This window comes from Enterococcus sp. AAFC-DPL-6103, from assembly GCF_058216595.1.
On record NZ_CM177102.1, the window covers coordinates 158,521 to 175,671 of the forward strand.

Annotated in this window: 17 protein-coding genes; 11 read left to right on the top strand and 6 right to left on the bottom strand. The window is 37.4% G+C overall.

Annotated features, from left to right (window positions below):
- Positions 1 to 78 precede the first annotated feature (78 nt).
- Together AC4BC3_RS00825 and AC4BC3_RS00830 are read left to right on the top strand one after the other, a co-directional pair.
- Positions 79 to 552 (top strand): DUF2975 domain-containing protein, encoded by a 474-nt coding sequence (locus AC4BC3_RS00825; RefSeq protein WP_490466714.1) that lies wholly within the window; start codon positions 79 to 81, stop codon positions 550 to 552.
- 53 nt (positions 553 to 605) lie between these two features.
- Positions 606 to 815: a helix-turn-helix domain-containing protein gene (locus AC4BC3_RS00830; RefSeq protein ID WP_206907395.1), complete on the top strand. Its 210-nt coding sequence runs from the start codon at positions 606 to 608 to the stop codon at positions 813 to 815.
- Positions 816 to 852: 37 nt separating this feature from the next.
- Here AC4BC3_RS00830 and AC4BC3_RS00835 read toward each other — a convergent pair whose 3' ends face one another.
- Positions 853 to 1,143 (bottom strand): hypothetical protein, encoded by a 291-nt coding sequence (locus tag AC4BC3_RS00835; RefSeq protein ID WP_490466715.1) that lies wholly within the window; start codon positions 1,141 to 1,143, stop codon positions 853 to 855.
- 443 nt (positions 1,144 to 1,586) lie between these two features.
- Between AC4BC3_RS00835 and cshA the strand changes: the two genes are divergently transcribed.
- The 4 genes from cshA (at position 1,587) to AC4BC3_RS00855 (ending at position 5,092) form a co-directional block, all read left to right on the top strand.
- Entirely contained in the window at positions 1,587 to 3,101 is a 1,515-nt protein-coding gene (gene cshA / locus AC4BC3_RS00840) for a degradosome RNA helicase CshA (protein WP_206907399.1), read from the top strand.
- Between the two features lie 130 nt (positions 3,102 to 3,231).
- Positions 3,232 to 3,582 (top strand): holo-ACP synthase, encoded by a 351-nt coding sequence (acpS, locus tag AC4BC3_RS00845; RefSeq protein WP_206907401.1) that lies wholly within the window; start codon positions 3,232 to 3,234, stop codon positions 3,580 to 3,582.
- 15 nt (positions 3,583 to 3,597) lie between these two features.
- Positions 3,598 to 4,719 (top strand): alanine racemase, encoded by a 1,122-nt coding sequence (gene alr, locus AC4BC3_RS00850; RefSeq protein WP_206907403.1) that lies wholly within the window; start codon positions 3,598 to 3,600, stop codon positions 4,717 to 4,719.
- Between the two features lie 10 nt (positions 4,720 to 4,729).
- Positions 4,730 to 5,092 carry a type II toxin-antitoxin system PemK/MazF family toxin gene (locus AC4BC3_RS00855; protein ID WP_206907405.1) on the top strand — a complete coding sequence of 121 codons (363 nt, stop codon included), beginning with the start codon at positions 4,730 to 4,732 and terminating at the stop codon, positions 5,090 to 5,092.
- A 295-nt stretch (positions 5,093 to 5,387) separates the two neighbouring features.
- On the opposite strand, the gene rpsN is transcribed toward AC4BC3_RS00855, so the two are convergent.
- Complete coding sequence (rpsN, locus tag AC4BC3_RS00860) at positions 5,388 to 5,657, bottom strand: 30S ribosomal protein S14 (RefSeq protein ID WP_206907413.1); 270 nt, start codon at positions 5,655 to 5,657, stop codon at positions 5,388 to 5,390.
- Between the two features lie 183 nt (positions 5,658 to 5,840).
- Here rpsN and AC4BC3_RS00865 point away from each other — a divergent pair, with 183 nt between their 5' ends.
- The 4 genes from AC4BC3_RS00865 to AC4BC3_RS00880 all read left to right on the top strand — a co-directional run bounded on the left by AC4BC3_RS00865 (position 5,841) and on the right by AC4BC3_RS00880 (position 12,176).
- The gene (locus tag AC4BC3_RS00865; protein ID WP_490466716.1) at positions 5,841 to 6,785 is read left to right on the top strand and encodes a quinone oxidoreductase family protein; all 945 of its coding nucleotides are present in this window, start codon (positions 5,841 to 5,843) and stop codon (positions 6,783 to 6,785) included.
- Positions 6,786 to 6,815: 30 nt separating this feature from the next.
- Positions 6,816 to 7,130: a hypothetical protein gene (locus AC4BC3_RS00870; RefSeq protein WP_206907417.1), complete on the top strand. Its 315-nt coding sequence runs from the start codon at positions 6,816 to 6,818 to the stop codon at positions 7,128 to 7,130.
- Between the two features lie 307 nt (positions 7,131 to 7,437).
- Positions 7,438 to 10,143: a YhgE/Pip domain-containing protein gene (locus AC4BC3_RS00875; RefSeq protein ID WP_490466717.1), complete on the top strand. Its 2,706-nt coding sequence runs from the start codon at positions 7,438 to 7,440 to the stop codon at positions 10,141 to 10,143.
- Positions 10,144 to 10,352: 209 nt separating this feature from the next.
- Positions 10,353 to 12,176, top strand: a complete 1,824-nt coding sequence (locus AC4BC3_RS00880) for an amino acid permease (RefSeq protein WP_206907420.1) — start codon at positions 10,353 to 10,355, stop codon at positions 12,174 to 12,176.
- Positions 12,177 to 12,273: 97 nt separating this feature from the next.
- Here AC4BC3_RS00880 and AC4BC3_RS00885 read toward each other — a convergent pair whose 3' ends face one another.
- From AC4BC3_RS00885 to AC4BC3_RS00900, 4 genes are read right to left on the bottom strand one after another with little or no spacing between them, the layout of a single operon-like run.
- Positions 12,274 to 12,933 carry an ABC transporter permease gene (locus AC4BC3_RS00885; protein ID WP_277988505.1) on the bottom strand — a complete coding sequence of 220 codons (660 nt, stop codon included), beginning with the start codon at positions 12,931 to 12,933 and terminating at the stop codon, positions 12,274 to 12,276.
- A 4-nt stretch (positions 12,934 to 12,937) separates the two neighbouring features.
- Positions 12,938 to 13,858 carry an osmoprotectant ABC transporter substrate-binding protein gene (locus AC4BC3_RS00890; RefSeq protein WP_490466718.1) on the bottom strand — a complete coding sequence of 307 codons (921 nt, stop codon included), beginning with the start codon at positions 13,856 to 13,858 and terminating at the stop codon, positions 12,938 to 12,940.
- Positions 13,855 to 14,496, bottom strand: coding sequence for an ABC transporter permease (locus AC4BC3_RS00895; RefSeq protein ID WP_206907424.1), 642 nt, complete (start codon positions 14,494 to 14,496; stop codon positions 13,855 to 13,857). Before AC4BC3_RS00895 ends, AC4BC3_RS00890 begins: the two co-directional genes overlap by 4 nt.
- A gap of 3 nt (positions 14,497 to 14,499) precedes the next feature.
- On the bottom strand, positions 14,500 to 15,675 hold the full coding sequence (locus tag AC4BC3_RS00900) for a betaine/proline/choline family ABC transporter ATP-binding protein (protein WP_206907426.1): 1,176 nt from the start codon (positions 15,673 to 15,675) through the stop codon (positions 14,500 to 14,502).
- 212 nt (positions 15,676 to 15,887) lie between these two features.
- Between AC4BC3_RS00900 and queA the strand changes: the two genes are divergently transcribed.
- A complete protein-coding gene (gene queA / locus AC4BC3_RS00905; protein ID WP_490466719.1) occupies positions 15,888 to 16,919 on the top strand; it encodes a tRNA preQ1(34) S-adenosylmethionine ribosyltransferase-isomerase QueA in 1,032 nt (343 codons plus the stop codon).
- The last annotated feature ends 232 nt before the right edge of the window (positions 16,920 to 17,151 follow it).

Consider the following 17,151-nt stretch of genomic DNA (forward strand, 5'->3'; position numbering starts at 1 on the left):
TTTCGATGTATCTATATTGCTTAACGATATATAGAAGACGATACTATTTTTATCTTAAAAATAGAGAGGTTTGTATTTATGAAGGCAAAAACAACTTTTTTAAAATTTATTTTAGCTGGCTTAGTAGCATTTATTTTGTTTCTCAGCTTTTTACTAACGATGGGACTGCTGTTTTCAATCAATGAGCGCTCAGTTTTTCCACAGCAAATACTTGCTAGCATTTCACTTTATTTGTCAGCGATTGCTTCACTTTTAATCATTTATTATATGTATCGCATGCTAGGTTTGGTCGATAGCAACACTGCATTTTCAGCGATGAGTCTGGTATATGTCCATACAATTTTTCGTTTAGCACTTATAGAATTCATTGTGCTCACGGGAACATTGCCTTTTGCTTATTTTATTGCAGATAATGATGATGCTCCAGGTGTAATGATCATTGGTTTGGGCATGTTGATCATTCCTTTGGCAGTAGCTACTTTCGTTTCGATTATCGAAAAGCTTCTTAAAAATGCAATTGAGTTGAAGTTAGATAGTGAGTTAACTATCTAGTAGGTAGAGAGAATGCTAAATTTCTTAACTAAACTGAAGAGGTGTGAATAAAGATGATAAAAGTGAATCTTGATATCATGTTAGTCAAACGAAATATGAGTGTTACAGAATTGGCTGAGCAAGTAGGAATCACCCAAGCAAACATGTCCATTTTAAAAACAGGTAAAGCCAAAGCAATTCGTTTTTCAACACTTGAAAAAATTTGTCAGGTATTATCGTGCCAACCCGCTGATTTATTGGAATATGTTGATGAAACGTCATAGAAAGATTGCTTTCCAATAAAAAAGCTTCTAGAAAAGTCTAGAAGCCTGAAAGATAACCAAATTGATTCAATAAAAAAATAATTAACGCAGCTAAATTACCTAGAAAAGATAAAATAATCAGTGCAAAAGGAATCGTCCAGATCGTATACCAGCCACCATCGTAACTTGGGCGAGAACGCTTGCCTTTGTAACTAAGCAAAGAAATCAAAGTTAATCCGAAAAGAAACAATTGAATAAAAATTGCTAATGGTAAGGGATAAGTTTGATTGACAATAGCAAAGTAATTGAAAAACGTACCAATACCTGTCAGCAGTGCAAGAAGTAGCATAAATGAGATCTCCTTTCAGTTTTCATGAATTATAGCAAAGAAAAAAGGAAAGAAGTTCATTTATTTTATGTTAGCTAAATTCGTTTTGTAAAAAAGAATTTTCTAGATTGAAATAAAAACTGGAAACTTGCAGAAAACAAGATATTATGGTAGAATAACCTATTGCCGAAAGATGAAGATAAATTGGACTGACTTTGAATGTCGTTGCATCCAGAGATCAGATGTCATAACAATGATAAAGCTGAACGTGACCCGTTTGGCTTTTCTAATGCCTAACTAAACTTCGCAAAGTGATTTTTCGGTGGTGTCACAGCGGCTCTGCGCGTAAATAGTTATAGTGGCCACTGTCAAAAAGAGAACGACTTCACTTTGACCGAACAAATCGACGGGGTAGCAAAAAAGAAGCTACATCCTCAGTTAACAACCATATTAGGAGGATTCATTTGAAATTTAAAGAATTAGAATTATCACCAGAATTATTGAAATCAGTTGAACGTGCTGGTTTTGAAGAAGCAACACCGATCCAATCGGAAACAATTCCTTTAGCATTAGCTGGGAAAGACGTTATTGGTCAAGCACAAACAGGTACTGGTAAAACAGCTGCCTTTGGACTACCAATGCTAGAAAAAATCGACCCTCAACGCCATGAATTACAAGGTTTAGTTATTTCACCAACACGTGAGTTAGCTATCCAAACACAAGAAGAACTTTATCGTTTAGGTCGCGATAAAAAAATTCGTGTACAAGCTGTTTACGGCGGAGCAGATATCGGCCGTCAAATCCGTGGCTTAAAAGATCGCCCACATATCGTTGTTGGAACACCAGGACGTATGTTAGATCATATCAACCGTCACACATTGAAATTAGGAACTGTTCAAACATTAGTTTTAGATGAAGCAGATGAAATGTTAAATATGGGCTTCTTGGAAGATATTGAAAAAATCATTTCAACTGTTCCAGAAGAACGCCAAACATTATTATTCTCTGCAACAATGCCACCAGCAATCAAAAACATTGGTGTCAAATTCATGAAAAATCCAACACACGTAAAAATCAAAGCAAAAGAAATGACAGCTGATTTGATTGATCAATATTATGTACGTGCCAAAGAATATGAAAAATTTGATATCATGACTCGTTTATTTGATGTTCAAAAACCTGAATTAACAATTGTGTTTGGTCGTACAAAACGCCGTGTAGATGAATTAGCTCGTGGATTAGAAGCACGTGGCTATCGCGCAGAAGGAATTCACGGTGATTTATCACAACAAAAACGTATGAGCGTGTTACGTTCATTCAAGAGTGGTCATTTAGATATTTTAGTGGCAACTGACGTAGCTGCCCGTGGATTAGATATCTCTGGTGTTACACATGTGTACAACTACGATATCCCTCAAGATCCAGAAAGTTATGTTCACCGTATTGGACGTACAGGACGCGCAGGTAAAGGCGGAATGTCAGTTACTTTCGTTACCCCAAACGAAATGGGTTACTTACATGTAATTGAAAACTTAACGAAAAAACGTATGACTGCTTTGCGTCCACCAACTGAAAAAGAAGCATTTAAAGGCCAATTAGGCGCAGCTTTTGATGAAGTTGAAGCAAAACTTGAAGAAAATGGCTTGGATAAATACTTACAACCAGCAGATAAGTTGTTAGAAAAATATTCAGCACAAGACTTAGCAGCATTATTATTAAAAACTGTTGCAAAAGATCCTTCAGATGCTATTCCAGTAAAAATCACACCAGAACGACCATTACCATCTCAGAAAAAAGGATTCAACAAAAATGGTAAACGTGGTGGCGGCAATAATCGTAATCGTCGAGGCGAAGGCGGAAATTACCGTGGAAATAAATCTAAAGGCGGATATAACAAAAATAACGGAAATCACAAAGACGGTGGCCGTCGTCAAAATGATAAAAAACGTGGATTTGTCATCCGTTCAAACAACGATTAAAAAAACAAATGAAAGCTTCTCTTATCTTAAGAGAAGCTTTCATTTTTGTTATATATATACTTAATTGTGGCAAAATGACAGGAATTTGGTAGAATGAGATTGTTCTAAATTTGATGAAGAGAGAAGATAGATGATAAAAGGGATTGGAATCGACGCAGTTGAACTACCCAGGATTGCTAAAATTATTCAAGAAAAAACAAATTTTATTGATCGTGTACTGACAGTCAATGAGATTGAATTGTTTCGTGCATTACCTTTTCATCGCCAAGTAGAATTTTTAGGTGGGCGTTATGCATGTAAAGAAGCTTTTTCAAAAGCTTGGGGTACAGGAATCGGTAAAGTAACGTTTCAAGAAATTGAAATTTTAAAAGATGTGCTAGGCCAGCCAATCGTCACACAGTCACCACATCAAGGAACTGTTTGGGTAAGTATTACACACACAGATGAATTGGCATTTGCACAAATTATTTTGGAAGAATAGAAAGAAGGAAAGAAAATGGTTGTCGCTTGGAATCGTCCGACAAAAGCAATTATACATACACAAGCTATTACAGAAAACGTGGCAAATGAATTGGCTAGACTTCCAAAGGGGAAAGAATTATTTGCAGTTGTAAAAGCAAATGGTTATGGACATGGTGCGATTGAAACGGCACATGCAGCGATTGCAGGAGGTGCTACGGGTTTTTGCGTAGCTAACTTAGATGAAGGGATAGAATTAAGAGGAGCTGGATTCACCCAACCAATTCTAGTCTTGAATATGATTCCTTTTTCAGCAATCGAATTAGCTATTAATAATGATTTAGCAGTAACAGTGGGTACAAAAGAATGGCTGGACGATGCAAAAGAGTATTTTTCAGAACATGCAATCGAAGGACAGTTGAAACTTCATTTAAAAGCAGATACGGGAATGGGGCGTATTGGCTTTTTAACACCGAAGGAAGTCAGAGAAGCAGTTGAATTTGTTCAGAAGACACCCTATTTCGAGTGGGAAGGACTATTTACCCATTTCTCTACTGCTGACCAAGAAGATGCTACTTATTGGAATTTACAAAAAAATCGTTTTTTAGCTGTCCTTGAAGAATTACCAGAGCTACCTCGCTATGTGCATGTCAGTAACAGTGCGACAGCTTTGTGGCACGATGAATCGATTGGAAACATGATTCGCTACGGAATTGCGATGTATGGATTGAATCCATCTGGGCATGCGTTACCAGAAGTTTATCCATTACAACCAGCACTTGAGCTTGTTTCTGAATTGATTCAAGTGAAAGAATTAGCTGCTAATGAAGGAATTGGTTATGGTGAAACCTACATCACACCAAAACCTGAATGGATTGGAACAGTACCCATTGGTTACGCAGATGGTTGGTTAAGAAAGATGCAAGGATTTTCTTTATTAGTTGATGGGAAATTTTGTGAAACAGTTGGGCGAGTTTGTATGGATCAATTGATGGTTCGCTTACCTTATAAATTACCTGTAGGAACAACTGTGACTCTGATTGGAAAAAATCAAGATCAGGTGATTGCTATGCAAGATGTAGCGGATCAATTAGAAACAATCCATTATGAAGTAGCTTGTACACTAGGAACACGGATACCAAGAGAATATCAAAAATAAGGAGGGTCCTATGGTAAAAAGAGGAGATATTTACTTTGCTGATCTTTCTCCAGTCGTGGGATCAGAACAAGGCGGAACGCGTCCTGTGCTGATTATTCAAAATAATTTAGGAAACCATTTTAGTCCAACGGTAATCGTAGCAGCAATTACTGCAAAAATGGCGAAACCTAAATTGCCCACACATATAGGGATCAAAGCAACGGGAACGGGTATAGACCGAGACTCCGTCATTTTATTAGAACAAATTCGAACTATTGATAAATCAAGATTGAAAGAAAAAGTGTGTCACTTAGATCGGGAAATTATGCAAGATGTCGATCGTGCACTAAAAATCAGTGTTGGTGTGGAGGCAATTGCTCCAGTATCAAATTAACGATGATGTGACTTGCCTGAATGAAATTTAGTCGATATGTAGCAGCTCTGACTAACTTGATAAATTATATTTACATAGAGAAAAGCAGTGTTCGCAAACAATTGTGATATGAAGGCAAAAAAAAGGAAGACTCAAACGAAATTTCGTTTGAGTCTTCCTTTTTTATCTCTGAGCGACTTTAGTCATTTTTCTTTGTAAAGGATGCAAAACAATCCGTTAATTGTTTGAGTAAAAAATGCCTTTTCTTTTTTATGTGACAGCAACCTTCAATTAATTCAACGGTGAATTCTAGAAATTACCAGCTGGCTTTTTTGACGCCGGGAATTAATCCTTTATGAGCTAATTCACGGAATTTCACGCGAGACATTCCGAATTTACGCATGTACCCGCGTGGGCGACCATCAATTAAGTCACGGTTTTTCAAACGTTCTGGGCGCGCATCTAAAGGTAGCTTACGCAATCCTTCATAATCATGGCTTGCTTTTAATTCTTGTCGTACTGCTGCATAACGTTCAATCGTTGCTTGCTGTTTCTTTGCTTTTGCGATTTTTGATTTTTTTGCCATTGTGTTTCCTCCAATTGTTTAAAATTTATTTTTATTTTGATATAAATCGTAATTGTTACGATTATGAGATGTCCGTTCATAATTTAGCACGTCTGACTAAAAAAAACAACTAATTTTACTCATACACTTTTTTTGTAAAAAATAGCACTTCCTCGTAAACTAATAAAGAGGAGTGTGACAACTATGAAAAGATTTGCGATAAAAGAGTATGGTTTAGCACAAGATGTATTTGAAGAAATTGATGCGAGTCCGCGAGAAGTAAAAGAGGGCCACCTTCGAGCAGCGTTAAAAGCATTTAGCATCAACCCATATGATGTATCTCTTCGACTTGGAAACATGAAAGAGGTTCGTGCGTTAAAGTTTCCTTATGTTTTAGGAAATGATGGTGCTGGAGTGATAACTGAAGTTGCCTCAGACGTGACTGATTTTGCTGTTGGTGATCGAGTAGTTGTCCACGCAGTTGGTGGAACTTATGGGGAAGAGATTGTTGTTCCCGCCAAAAAAGTGGCAAAGCTTCCTGATCAAATGGACTGGGCGCAAGCATCAGGTATGGTGACAACAGGATTGACTGCGTATAATTTATTGACACATTTACTTGATGTTCAACCAACGGATGTTGTGATGATTAAAGGGGCTTCTGGCGGTGTTGGTTCAAGTTTGGTCCAATTATTGCATGCTAAGGGAATCAAAGTATTAGCGAGTGCTTCCAAAAGAAATGAAGAAAAAGTGCGTGCACTTGGGGTATCAGAATTTGCTGCTTACGATCAAGAAGATGCAGGAGAACGTTTTGCTAACCAAGCAGATGTTGTCGTTGATGCAACGAAAGGTAGCAGACGTGGGATTTCAGGTATCAAGATTATGAAACCAGGAGGTCGCTATGTCGCGTTGACGCAACTACCAGATTTAGAGCTACGGGAGAAAAAAAGTGGCTTTTATGAATCATTTGTTCCCAGAAAAGAATATCAAGACCAAGAAGCATTTTCTTATTTATTACGAGAATATGAAAAAGGAACATTCAGTGTACCTATCAGCCAACTATTGCCAGCAACATTAGAGAATGTCATCCAAGCACATCAGTTAATGGAAGGACATCCTCCTGCTGGAAAAATTGTGTTAACACTTGCTTAATTATGCTATACTTTCGCATGAGGTGAGAGGATGAATGAAAATTGGCAAGAAATCAAGCAACAGTTAACTGAAAAAGAATGGCTAACGGATGGTTATTATCGTTTACGTAAGCAAGGTGAATATTATGAATTTGCTTTTTTACAACCAGGCGCCTGTGGTGATTTCATGTATCATCCGCAAATCACTGTTCAAGAAATAGCAAATGAGCCAGTACCAATCAAATATTTTGACAATGGTAGCTCTCCTGTCCAAGCTTTCGTAAGTGACGAAAGGAATCAGCAACAGCTAAATGGATTATTTGAGCAATTGATGCAAACTTATCTTGAAGAAAAAAGAGGTAATTGATTTTTACTTCTGTCAGAAATTTTTAAGTGAGGACAAAACAGGAAAAAAGTTTTGTCCTCACTTTTTTATGTTTGTCAAAAAGATTTCGTTTACTAAGGCTAAAGTTTTATCATAAAATTATCATTCCACGTTATTTCATGATAAAGTGAAGTAAATAAAATTTAATAGTTTTTTAAGTTGTAAGAGATTACAGTTCGACAGTTGTCCTTATATGTCAAAATTCTCGCTTTTTTTGGTTAATGTTCATTGAAATCATAGAGAATTGCATGGTAAAGTAGTTCAGCTAGAAAAAAAGAAGGGGAAAATTATGGGATCAATCAAAAATACATTCAAACTTTACTTACTTGATTGGAAACGAATCTTTAAAAACCCGATTGCGACACTTCTGATTATCGCTATTATGATTATCCCTTCACTGTACGCATGGTTTAATATCAAAGCTTTGTGGGATCCATATGGAAATACTGGGGAATTACCAATTGCCGTATACAGTGCGGATAAGCCAGTTGAATTTCAAGGAAAAGAAGTAGCTATTGGGAAAGAAGTAATAAAGTCACTACACAAAAATGACCAGCTGGGTTGGCAATTTGTTGACTCAAAAGCTGAATTAGAATCTGGCGTTCGTTCAGGAAAATATTATGCAGGTATTTATTTGCCAACTGATTTTTCTGAAGACTTGTTAAGTTTTACTAGTGGGGACATCAGGAAACCAAAAATCGAATACACTGTTAATGAAAAAATCAACGCGATTGCGCCGAAAATCACTGATAAAGGTGCAAGTTCGATTCAGTCACAAATTACAGAAGAATTTATTAACACAGCAAGTTCGACCTTGCTCAAAGTTTTTAACGAAATTGGTTACGATATTGATTCCAACTTAGTGAGTATCAATAAAGTAAAAGATATGATTCTTTCGACGGATGAAAACTTAGATGATATTGAAGGATACACCAAGAAAGTGCTAGAACTGCAAAGTCAGCTTCCTGAAATCAAAGAAAAACTCAACAAAGCGAATGAATTTGTTGACTATCTACCAAAAGTAGACGAAATGGGTGAAAAAGTCGTTGCATTGAATGACAAGATGCCTGAACTTCAAGAACAAGCGAAGATCATTTTGGATTTACAAGAAAAAATTCCTGAAATCCAAAACGCTGGGAAGCAACTAGCGATGATCGATGAAGATTTTGCTTCAATCCAAGACACAATGAATCAAGGAATTGATGAAGCCAAACAAGGATTAGTAATCATTGGTCAAGTACAAGATGCTTTGCCTGATATCAAAAGATTAGAATCTCAGGCAAGTAATCTTGCAGCAACAACCGAAAATGGCGCGACACAATTAAAAGAGGCTGTTCCAAGTATTGTCAGCAGTGTACAAGTTACTTTGAAATCAATTGGAGAAGTTGCCACTACGACAAATTCGATTGTTGAAACAATCAAAGGAGCGATTGCAGACAACGAACTAACAGATAATGAAAAAGCAACAATTCAACAAATTTTAACCGATTTTTCTAGTAGTCTGGCTCGACAACAAGACGCAATCGACAAAGTTATCAAATTTATGCAAGATCTGCAAACAAATGCGGGAAATAATAAACTAGACGATGTGATTGCAAAACTAGGAGATATCAAAGCCTTGTTAAACAATTTGGATAAACGAGTAAATGAGTTAAGTACAGCAGTGAGAGATAATAATTTTGATCAAATCAAAGACTTATTAACCCAGATTGGAAGTATTGCTTCAAAAATCGGGGAAGCAGCAACTAATTTGAATGTTAGTGCAGTTGGCTCAACTGTTGAATCTATCTTAGATCAGTTGATTCACACGATTCAAACAGCAAATGGGGTCTTAGACAAAGCAGACCAAATTGATTTTGATTCGTTATTAAGTTCGACAAAAACAACTGTTTCAAATGCAGTTGGTATTCTAGAAAAATATCAAAAAGAAATGCCCGCCATTGGTCAAGAAGTCCATGACGCGAACACAATGTTGAATGGAAATATGAACACGATCGTTGATGGTATCAATAAAGGGGCTGACTTGTATAACAACGACTTACCAGCCGTGGCTCAAAAATTAAACACAGCTGCTGATTTTATTAAAAATGATTGGCCAACTTTGAAAGGTGAACTAACGGGTACACTGACAACGGTCAATGAAAAAATGCCAGAAGTCGAGACAGCTGTCAATGCGGCAGCAGACTTGATTACAAATGATTGGCCAAGTATCAAAGCAGGAATTGAAAAAGCTGCTGATGCTATCCGCAAAGGAGAGGAAGAAGTCGATCTTGGTGAAGTTATCAAGTTATTGAAATTAGATGCAACAAAAGAAAGTGATTTCTTTACCAAACCAGTTGAGTTAGTAACAAATCAATTGTATCCAATTGCCAATAATGGTTCAGCAAGTACACCTTTCTATACAGCACTATGTATCTGGGTTGGTGCAGTCTTGCTTTCAAGCGTAGCAACCACGGATTATTACCTTGAGAAAAAAGACAAGACAAAATTCACGAAGCGAGAACAATATGTTGCTCGAATGTTGACCTTCTTAACGATTGGTTTAGCCCAAGGATTGATTGTTGCTCTTGGGAATATCTTCTTATTGGGTGTAGACGTTCATGATCCAGTGTATAGCGTGTTATTCGCGTTATTAGTATCTTTGTCCTTCATGATGATTGTTTACGTGCTAGCGTCCTTATTTGGCAACGTAGGGAAGGGTCTGGCAATCATTATCCTCGTATTGTCAATCTCTGGTGGTGGAGGAAATTATCCAATTCAAGTTTCTGGAAAATTCTTCCAAATGATCAATCCATTTTTACCATTCACTCACGCAGTGAACTTATTGCGTGAATCAGCTGGTGGAATTTATTGGCCAACAGCAACAAATGCCATTTGGATCATGATTGGATTATTCATCGTTTTTGGCATTGTCGGAACGGCTGTTTATCCGTTTATTGAATCTAAAATGAAAAAATTACAAGAATACTCACACGAGAGCCATATCTTCCACTGAGTATTTTAGAATGAATTAGAAATTAAACTGGGATCTCTTTACTAAATGAGGTCCCAGTTTTTTAGAATGAAAAATCTTTTTGCTTTTTGGAAGATTTTTTAGGTAGCTTGTTGACTTTTATATTTGATGAGCGTACTATATCATTTTGTTTACTGTAAATTTTCGAAAATGACATTTAAAAAGGAAAAAAATGTAAAGGGGTTTAAGAGTTGGATTACTTAAAAAGGTTATTAGTAGGTAAACCGTTAAAGTCTGCCGAAAATGATGACCAAAAATTGAGTCGTTTTGCTGCATTAGCATTATTGTCTTCTGATGCACTGTCTTCGATTGCGTATGGGACAGAACAAATCGTTGTCGTGTTGGTGGCTTTATCTACTGCAGCAATTTGGTATTCATTACCTATTGCAGCATTTGTTATTATTTTACTCATTTCATTAACTTTATCTTATCGACAAATTATTCATGCTTACCCTCATGGTGGTGGAGCCTATGTGGTTAGTAGTGAAAACCTGGGGAAAAACGCCGGTCTGATTTCTGGTGGCTCATTGCTCATTGATTATATGCTGACTGTTGCGGTATCTGTTTCTGCTGGAGCAGAGGCGATAACCTCAGCGATACCTGCTTTATATGGGCATCAGGTAGGTATTTCTGTCGCAATCGTTTTACTATTGATGATGCTTAATTTGAGAGGATTACGTGAGTCAGCCTCGTTCTTGTTAGTTCCCGTCTACACTTTTATTATCGTGATTACCTTGCTGATCGTTGTTGGTTTATTCAATATTGTAACGGGGACTGTACCATTGAATGCGACTGCTTTACCAGGTGCGGCAATTCCGGGTGTCTCAATTGCTTTGATTTTACGTGCATTTTCATCTGGTTCTTCTTCACTAACTGGGGTCGAAGCAATCAGTAATGCGGTTCCCTTCTTTAAAAAACCACGGGCGAAAAACGCTGCTGGTACGTTAACGATGATGGCTGTCATCTTAGGCTTTTTCTTCGTTGGAATTACCTTCATTAACTACTGGTATGGAATTGTGCCTGAAAAAGAAGTGACGGTTTTATCTCAGATCGGTAAAGCTGTTTTTGGACAGGGTGTCTTGTATTATGTTTTACAATTTGCAACTGCTTTGATTTTAGCAGTGGCTGCGAATACTGGTTTTTCTGCGTTTCCAGTTTTAGCATTTAATTTGGCAAAAGATAAATTCATGCCACATATGTATCAAGATCGTGGTGATCGTTTAGGTTATTCAAATGGGATCATGACTTTAGCATTTGGCTCGATCATTTTGTTGTTTATTTTCCAAGGATCAACGGAACGATTGATTCCACTTTACTCGATTGGTGTATTTATTCCATTTGCTCTTTCTCAAACAGGAATGGTGGTTAAATGGCGAAAAGAAGGTAAGAAGTGGTTACAAAAATCAATTGCAAACATTGTCGGAGCGTTTATTTCTTACTCAATTATTATTATTTTGTTCATCTATCGTTTAGGGGATATTTGGCCATTCTTTATCATCATGCCAATTGTTTTGTTTGTTTTTTACAAGATTCATGGACACTACAAAAACGTGGCAGAACAGCTTCGCTTAGAAGAGGATGCTAAATTACATGATTTTAATGGAAATACAGTTTTAGTTTTAGTGGGAAATGTTACTCGTGTAAACATTGGGGCGTTGAATTACGCGCGTTCGATTGGAGACTATGTAGTGGCAATGCACGTTTCTTTAGATGAAGATGTAGCAAAGGAAAAAGAAATCGAAGCCGAATTCAAAAAACATTTTCCTGATGTACGTTTTTCTGTTGTTCATTCTTCGTATCGTTCAATTGAAAATCCAATTATTCGCTATGTGGATCTAGTAAGCAAAAACGCTGCAAAACAAAACTATACGACAACGGTATTGATTCCTCAATTTGTGCCAAACCGTCGTTGGCAAAATATTTTACACAACCAAACAAGCTTACGTTTGCGTTTGCGACTTTCTTGGCGAGAAAATATTGTCATTAGTACCTATAGTTACCATCTGAAAAAATAAGTAACTGGGTGTAAAATTACTTTATCAATAAATAAAAGATGGGACAAAACGAATTTTCGTTTTGTCCCATCTTTTTTCCCATCATTTAACTAGTACGTTAAGCTTTTTTTGCCGCCGGATCTAAGCGTCGTTCTACGATACCAAGTACCCAGTCAGTAATGATTGCCATCAAAGCTGTTGGTAACGCACCTGCAAGAATGATTGAAGCTCCATCCGTTGCATTGGTTCCACGGATAATGATGTCACCGAGACCACCTGCACCAACGAATGCACCGATTGCAGTAATTCCGATTGCAACAACCAAAGCGTTACGAATTCCAGCCATAATGACCGAAACAGATAAAGGGAGTTCCACCATCATTAAACGTTGACGAGCAGTCATGCCCATTCCTTTACCGACATCCAAAATGTTTTTATCTACTTGGATCATGCCAGTATAAGTGTTCTTGATAATTGGTAATAAGGAGTATAAAAAGACAGTAACAATAACTACGTTAACGCCTAGCCCTAATCCAATCATCAAAATGGAGAGCATTGCTAAAGAGGGTACAGTTTGAATGATATTTGCTAAGCGAATAACCCAATTGGCAAGTTTACGTTTACGAGAAATCAATATCCCGATTGGAATCGCTACAACAGCGGCGAAAAAGACACCGTAAATTGAAATCAAGAAGTGACGGATAAATTGGCTAAAGACATAGGCGCCATTTTCTTGAAAATAATAGACGAATTGTTGAAATATATTCATTTTATCCATTTAATCACTTCCCTTCCTCAAAATAATGATGTTCTTTCAAAAACCGTTCAGCAACGACAGAAGGTTCTACCAAATTGTTGTCTGCCTCATAATTTAGTTTTTGCATTTCCTCTGTAGTGATCGTACCACCTAATTTCTGTAAAGCTTCTTCCAGATGAGGCGTGTCTTTTAAGACCTGGTTCGCAACGACCGGTGCAGCGTCATAAGGTGGGAAGAAACTTAAATCATCTTCTAGCATCACTAAATCATAACTTGCAATTCGCCCATCAGTAGAATAACCCAATACGATGTCCATTTTTCCCGCTTCAACAGCGTCATAGACTAAGCCAATCTGCATCGGCAAAATCGATTCAAATGAAAAACCATAAGTTTCTTGGAAACCATCATAGCCATCGCCTTTACGGTTGATCCAAGAAGTATCGACACCAGCAACGAGTTCATTCGCTACATTTTTCAAATCACTGATTTTCTTCAGGTTGTATTTTTCAGCTGTGTCTTTGCGAACGAGAAAGACGTACGTGTTTTCAAAGCCATAAGAAGGGAACCATGTTTGATTGTAACGTTTTTCAAATTCCTCTTTTACTATGGCAAATGCTTTTTTAGGATCTTTTTCAGGTGGTAATCCTAAGGTAGTCGTTAAGTCTGTTCCTGTATAACGCGCCGCGGAAATTGAAGCATCACCGTTGATCATCGCTTGGTGATTGATCGTTGTTGTTGCTAAATTATTGATAATCGTTGTGTTTTTGTCGGTATAATGTTCGACCATTCCAGCAACCATTCCAGCAAGAATTTGTGCTTCTGAAGTAATTCCACCAGTAATTGAGATGGTTTGGTCATCCGTATTACTTGCCAAACCTGGCAAAGAACAGCTACCGAGAATGAGTGAGAGACCAAAAAGTAAAATGAGTTGTTTTAATCGTTTCATTCATCATTCTCCTTTCTAAGTGCAATCGGAGTGAGCCGTGTTTCTAACAAACCAAGTAAAAAGTCTGCAAGTAAGGCCAAAATAGTTACAGGAATCGTTCCAGCAAAAATTAAATCTGGTTGATAATTATTTAAACCGCTAAAAATCAGATCACCTAAACCACCAGCACCAATGTAAGAGGCTAAAGTTGCCCAAGCAATCACATAGACTGCGGCCAAACGAATCCCTGCCATAATAGTTGGCATTGCAATAGGTAGTTCCACAGAAATAATAGATTGCAGATTCGTCATACCCATTCCTTTGGCGACATCTCGATAGTTCCAATCTACATTTTTCATCCCAATATAAGTGTTTCGTAAAATAGGTAATAGTGAATAAATAAAGAGGGCAATAATTGCGGGTGTTTTTCCAACGCCTAGTAAAGGTATCATCAAAGCTAACAATGCCAAAGAAGGAACTGTTTGAAGTGCGCTACTAATACCAATCACAATCGTTGCCGCTTTTTGAAAACGAGTCAAAAGAATCCCTAGCGGAACTGCGACCAAAATACCAAGTGCTAAAGCGAAGAAAGAAATATAAAGATGTTCAGCACTTTTTGTTAATATTTCAGCGCCATGCTGATTAAAAAACTGCTGCATGAGCTAGACCTCCTTTGTTTCTGCAGGCTTCGTCGACTCAATCGCATCTGTGATGGATTGCTCTTCTCCCCAAATAACATCGTAAACAATATCGACAAGTGAAGCACGCGTTAAGATGCCAACTACTCGGTTTCGATCATCAACGACAGGGACGTATTTTAGTCCACGTTTTAAAATCCGTTGTAAAGTGTCACGTAAATAAGCAGATTCTTTTACGTAAAATACATGAGGATTTAAGATGTCTCCTACACTTGAAACTTTGCCACGTTTTCGGTCAAGAGTCTCAACATCGATGAAGCCTTTTAGTACATTGGAATTGTCTGTTACTAAAAGGGTATCCACACGTTTTTCACGCATGAGTTTGATTGCTTCTTGCAATGATTTTTCCGGCGTAATCGAAATGGCTGTATTCAACATTACTTCGTTAACGCGAGTCGTGTCTGGTTTTGCTTGCAGCAAACGATCCTCACCAATTAGTTCTTCCACGAATTCATTGGCTGGGTTACGTAAAATATTTTCTGGTGTATCAAACTGAATCACTTTTCCTTCACTCATGATAGCGATTCGACTTGCCAGTTTCAATGCTTCGTCCATATCATGAGTAACAAAGACAATCGTTTTTCCCAAGCGTTCTTGCAAGTCTTTCACCAAATCTTGCAATGCGTCACGAGTAATGGGATCGAGTGCACCAAATGGTTCATCCATCAAAATAATATCTTGATTAGCAGCTAATGCTCGAACAACACCAATCCGTTGCTGTTGTCCACCAGATAGTTCACTTGGATAGCGGTCAAGCATCTCACGAGGTAATTCGACAAGGTCAATCATTTTTTCGGCAGTTTTATTTCGTTCTTCTTGACTGACTTTGAGTAACTTTTGAACAAGTGTGATATTTTCTCTAATGGTCATGTGTGGCATTAAACCAATATTTTGGATAACGTAACCGATTTGTCGGCGCAACTCAACGGGATTGATATCTAGGATGTTTTTCCCATCGATTAAAATCTTTCCTTTAGACGGATCAGTCATTCGATTAATCATACGCATTGTCGTTGTTTTTCCACTACCACTGGTTCCGATAAAGCAGATGAATTCTCCTTTTTCAAACGAAAGATTCACATCATCGACAGCAACTTTGTTTCCTTTATAAATTTTTGATACATGTTGAAATTCAATCAAAATTTCTCACCTCAAATTATCATTTTTTTAATCTTCACATAACTAGTATGGCTGAAAATTCGTTAACATACAAATCGAAGGGTTTGGAAGAAAAAAATTTTTCGTTTCAACATGGAATTATATGGACAAAAAAGTATAGGCGAAGCTGTTCGCCAAGTTTCTGAAAAAGTGTTAGAATAGCTGAAGATAAATGACCAGAAAGAGTGGATAAGATGTTAACAACAGAGGATTTTGATTTTGATTTGCCAGAAGAACTCATTGCACAAACACCGTTAAAAAATCGTGACCAATCACGTTTGTTAGTGGTAGACCGTACAACAGGAGAGTTAGAAGATAAACATTTCCATGATATTATTGATGAATTGAACCCGGGGGATGCCCTAGTCATGAATGACACGCGCGTACTACCTGCACGCTTATATGGAGAAAAGCCAGATACTGGTGCTCATCTGGAAGTATTACTTTTAACGAATACAGAAGGGGATACATGGGAAACGTTGATCAAACCAGCTAAACGTGCCAAAGTAGGTACAACGATTTCGTTTGGCGATGGTCGACTAAAAGCTGTGGTGGAAGAAGAACTAGAACACGGCGGACGTATCATTACGTTTAAATATGACGGAATTTTTCTTGAAATTTTAGAATCGCTGGGTGAAATGCCTTTGCCACCTTATATCAAAGAACGCCTAGAAGACCCAGATCGTTACCAAACAGTGTACGCCAAAGAAAATGGTTCTGCGGCAGCCCCAACAGCGGGATTACATTTTACAAAAGAACTATTGGAAGAAATTGAAGCCAAAGGAATTGAATTAGTCTATTTGACACTTCATGTTGGCTTAGGAACGTTCCGTCCAGTTAGTGTGGATAAGATTGAAGATCATCACATGCATAGTGAATTTTATCGATTAACAGAGGATGCTGCGAAACGTTTGAACCAAGTTCGCAAGAATGGTGGAAAAATCGTAGCAGTAGGAACCACTTCGATTCGGACGTTAGAAACAATTGGAACGAAGTTCAATGGTGAAATCAAAGCAGACAGTGGTTGGACCGAAATTTTTATTACACCAGGTTATGAGTTTAAAGTCGTCCAAGCATTCTCAACAAACTTCCATTTGCCAAAATCAACATTGGTTATGTTAGTAAGCGCGTTTGCTGGTCGTGAATTGATTCTGTCTGCATACCAACATGCGATTGACGAACGTTACCGCTTCTTTAGCTTTGGTGATGCGATGTTTGTCAAATAAATTTCCAAATGAACACAAAAGAGTGAACGATTCTCGATCGTTCACTCTTTTTTTCTAGAAAAAAGTTCTATGTAGTTTTCGACGAAATAAAAAAAGCTGGACTCTCGACAAGTCCAGCCTCTGTATTTCGGAAGGAATCAAATAAGTAGAATTTTTGTTACTTTCCATGATACATGTAAAGCACTTTGTTGAATTTCTTCTTGATAAACAAAAAATCTTGTTTTCGTTACAT

Bases quoted from the DNA above. Each gene is read 5' to 3' on its own strand.
- AC4BC3_RS00825 (WP_490466714.1), top strand. From the start codon at position 79: ATGAAGGCAAAAACAACTTTTTTAAAATTTATTTTAGCTGGCTTAGTA.
- AC4BC3_RS00830 (WP_206907395.1), top strand. From the start codon at position 606: ATGATAAAAGTGAATCTTGATATCATGTTAGTCAAACGAAATATGAGT.
- AC4BC3_RS00835 (WP_490466715.1), bottom strand. From the start codon at position 1,143: ATGCTACTTCTTGCACTGCTGACAGGTATTGGTACGTTTTTCAATTAC.
- acpS (WP_206907401.1), top strand. From the start codon at position 3,232: ATGATAAAAGGGATTGGAATCGACGCAGTTGAACTACCCAGGATTGCT.
- alr (WP_206907403.1), top strand. From the start codon at position 3,598: ATGGTTGTCGCTTGGAATCGTCCGACAAAAGCAATTATACATACACAA.
- AC4BC3_RS00855 (WP_206907405.1), top strand. From the start codon at position 4,730: ATGGTAAAAAGAGGAGATATTTACTTTGCTGATCTTTCTCCAGTCGTG.
- rpsN (WP_206907413.1), bottom strand. From the start codon at position 5,657: ATGGCAAAAAAATCAAAAATCGCAAAAGCAAAGAAACAGCAAGCAACG.
- AC4BC3_RS00865 (WP_490466716.1), top strand. From the start codon at position 5,841: ATGAAAAGATTTGCGATAAAAGAGTATGGTTTAGCACAAGATGTATTT.
- AC4BC3_RS00870 (WP_206907417.1), top strand. From the start codon at position 6,816: ATGAATGAAAATTGGCAAGAAATCAAGCAACAGTTAACTGAAAAAGAA.
- AC4BC3_RS00875 (WP_490466717.1), top strand. From the start codon at position 7,438: ATGGGATCAATCAAAAATACATTCAAACTTTACTTACTTGATTGGAAA.
- AC4BC3_RS00885 (WP_277988505.1), bottom strand. From the start codon at position 12,933: ATGGATAAAATGAATATATTTCAACAATTCGTCTATTATTTTCAAGAA.
- AC4BC3_RS00890 (WP_490466718.1), bottom strand. From the start codon at position 13,858: ATGAAACGATTAAAACAACTCATTTTACTTTTTGGTCTCTCACTCATT.
- AC4BC3_RS00895 (WP_206907424.1), bottom strand. From the start codon at position 14,496: ATGCAGCAGTTTTTTAATCAGCATGGCGCTGAAATATTAACAAAAAGT.
- queA (WP_490466719.1), top strand. From the start codon at position 15,888: ATGTTAACAACAGAGGATTTTGATTTTGATTTGCCAGAAGAACTCATT.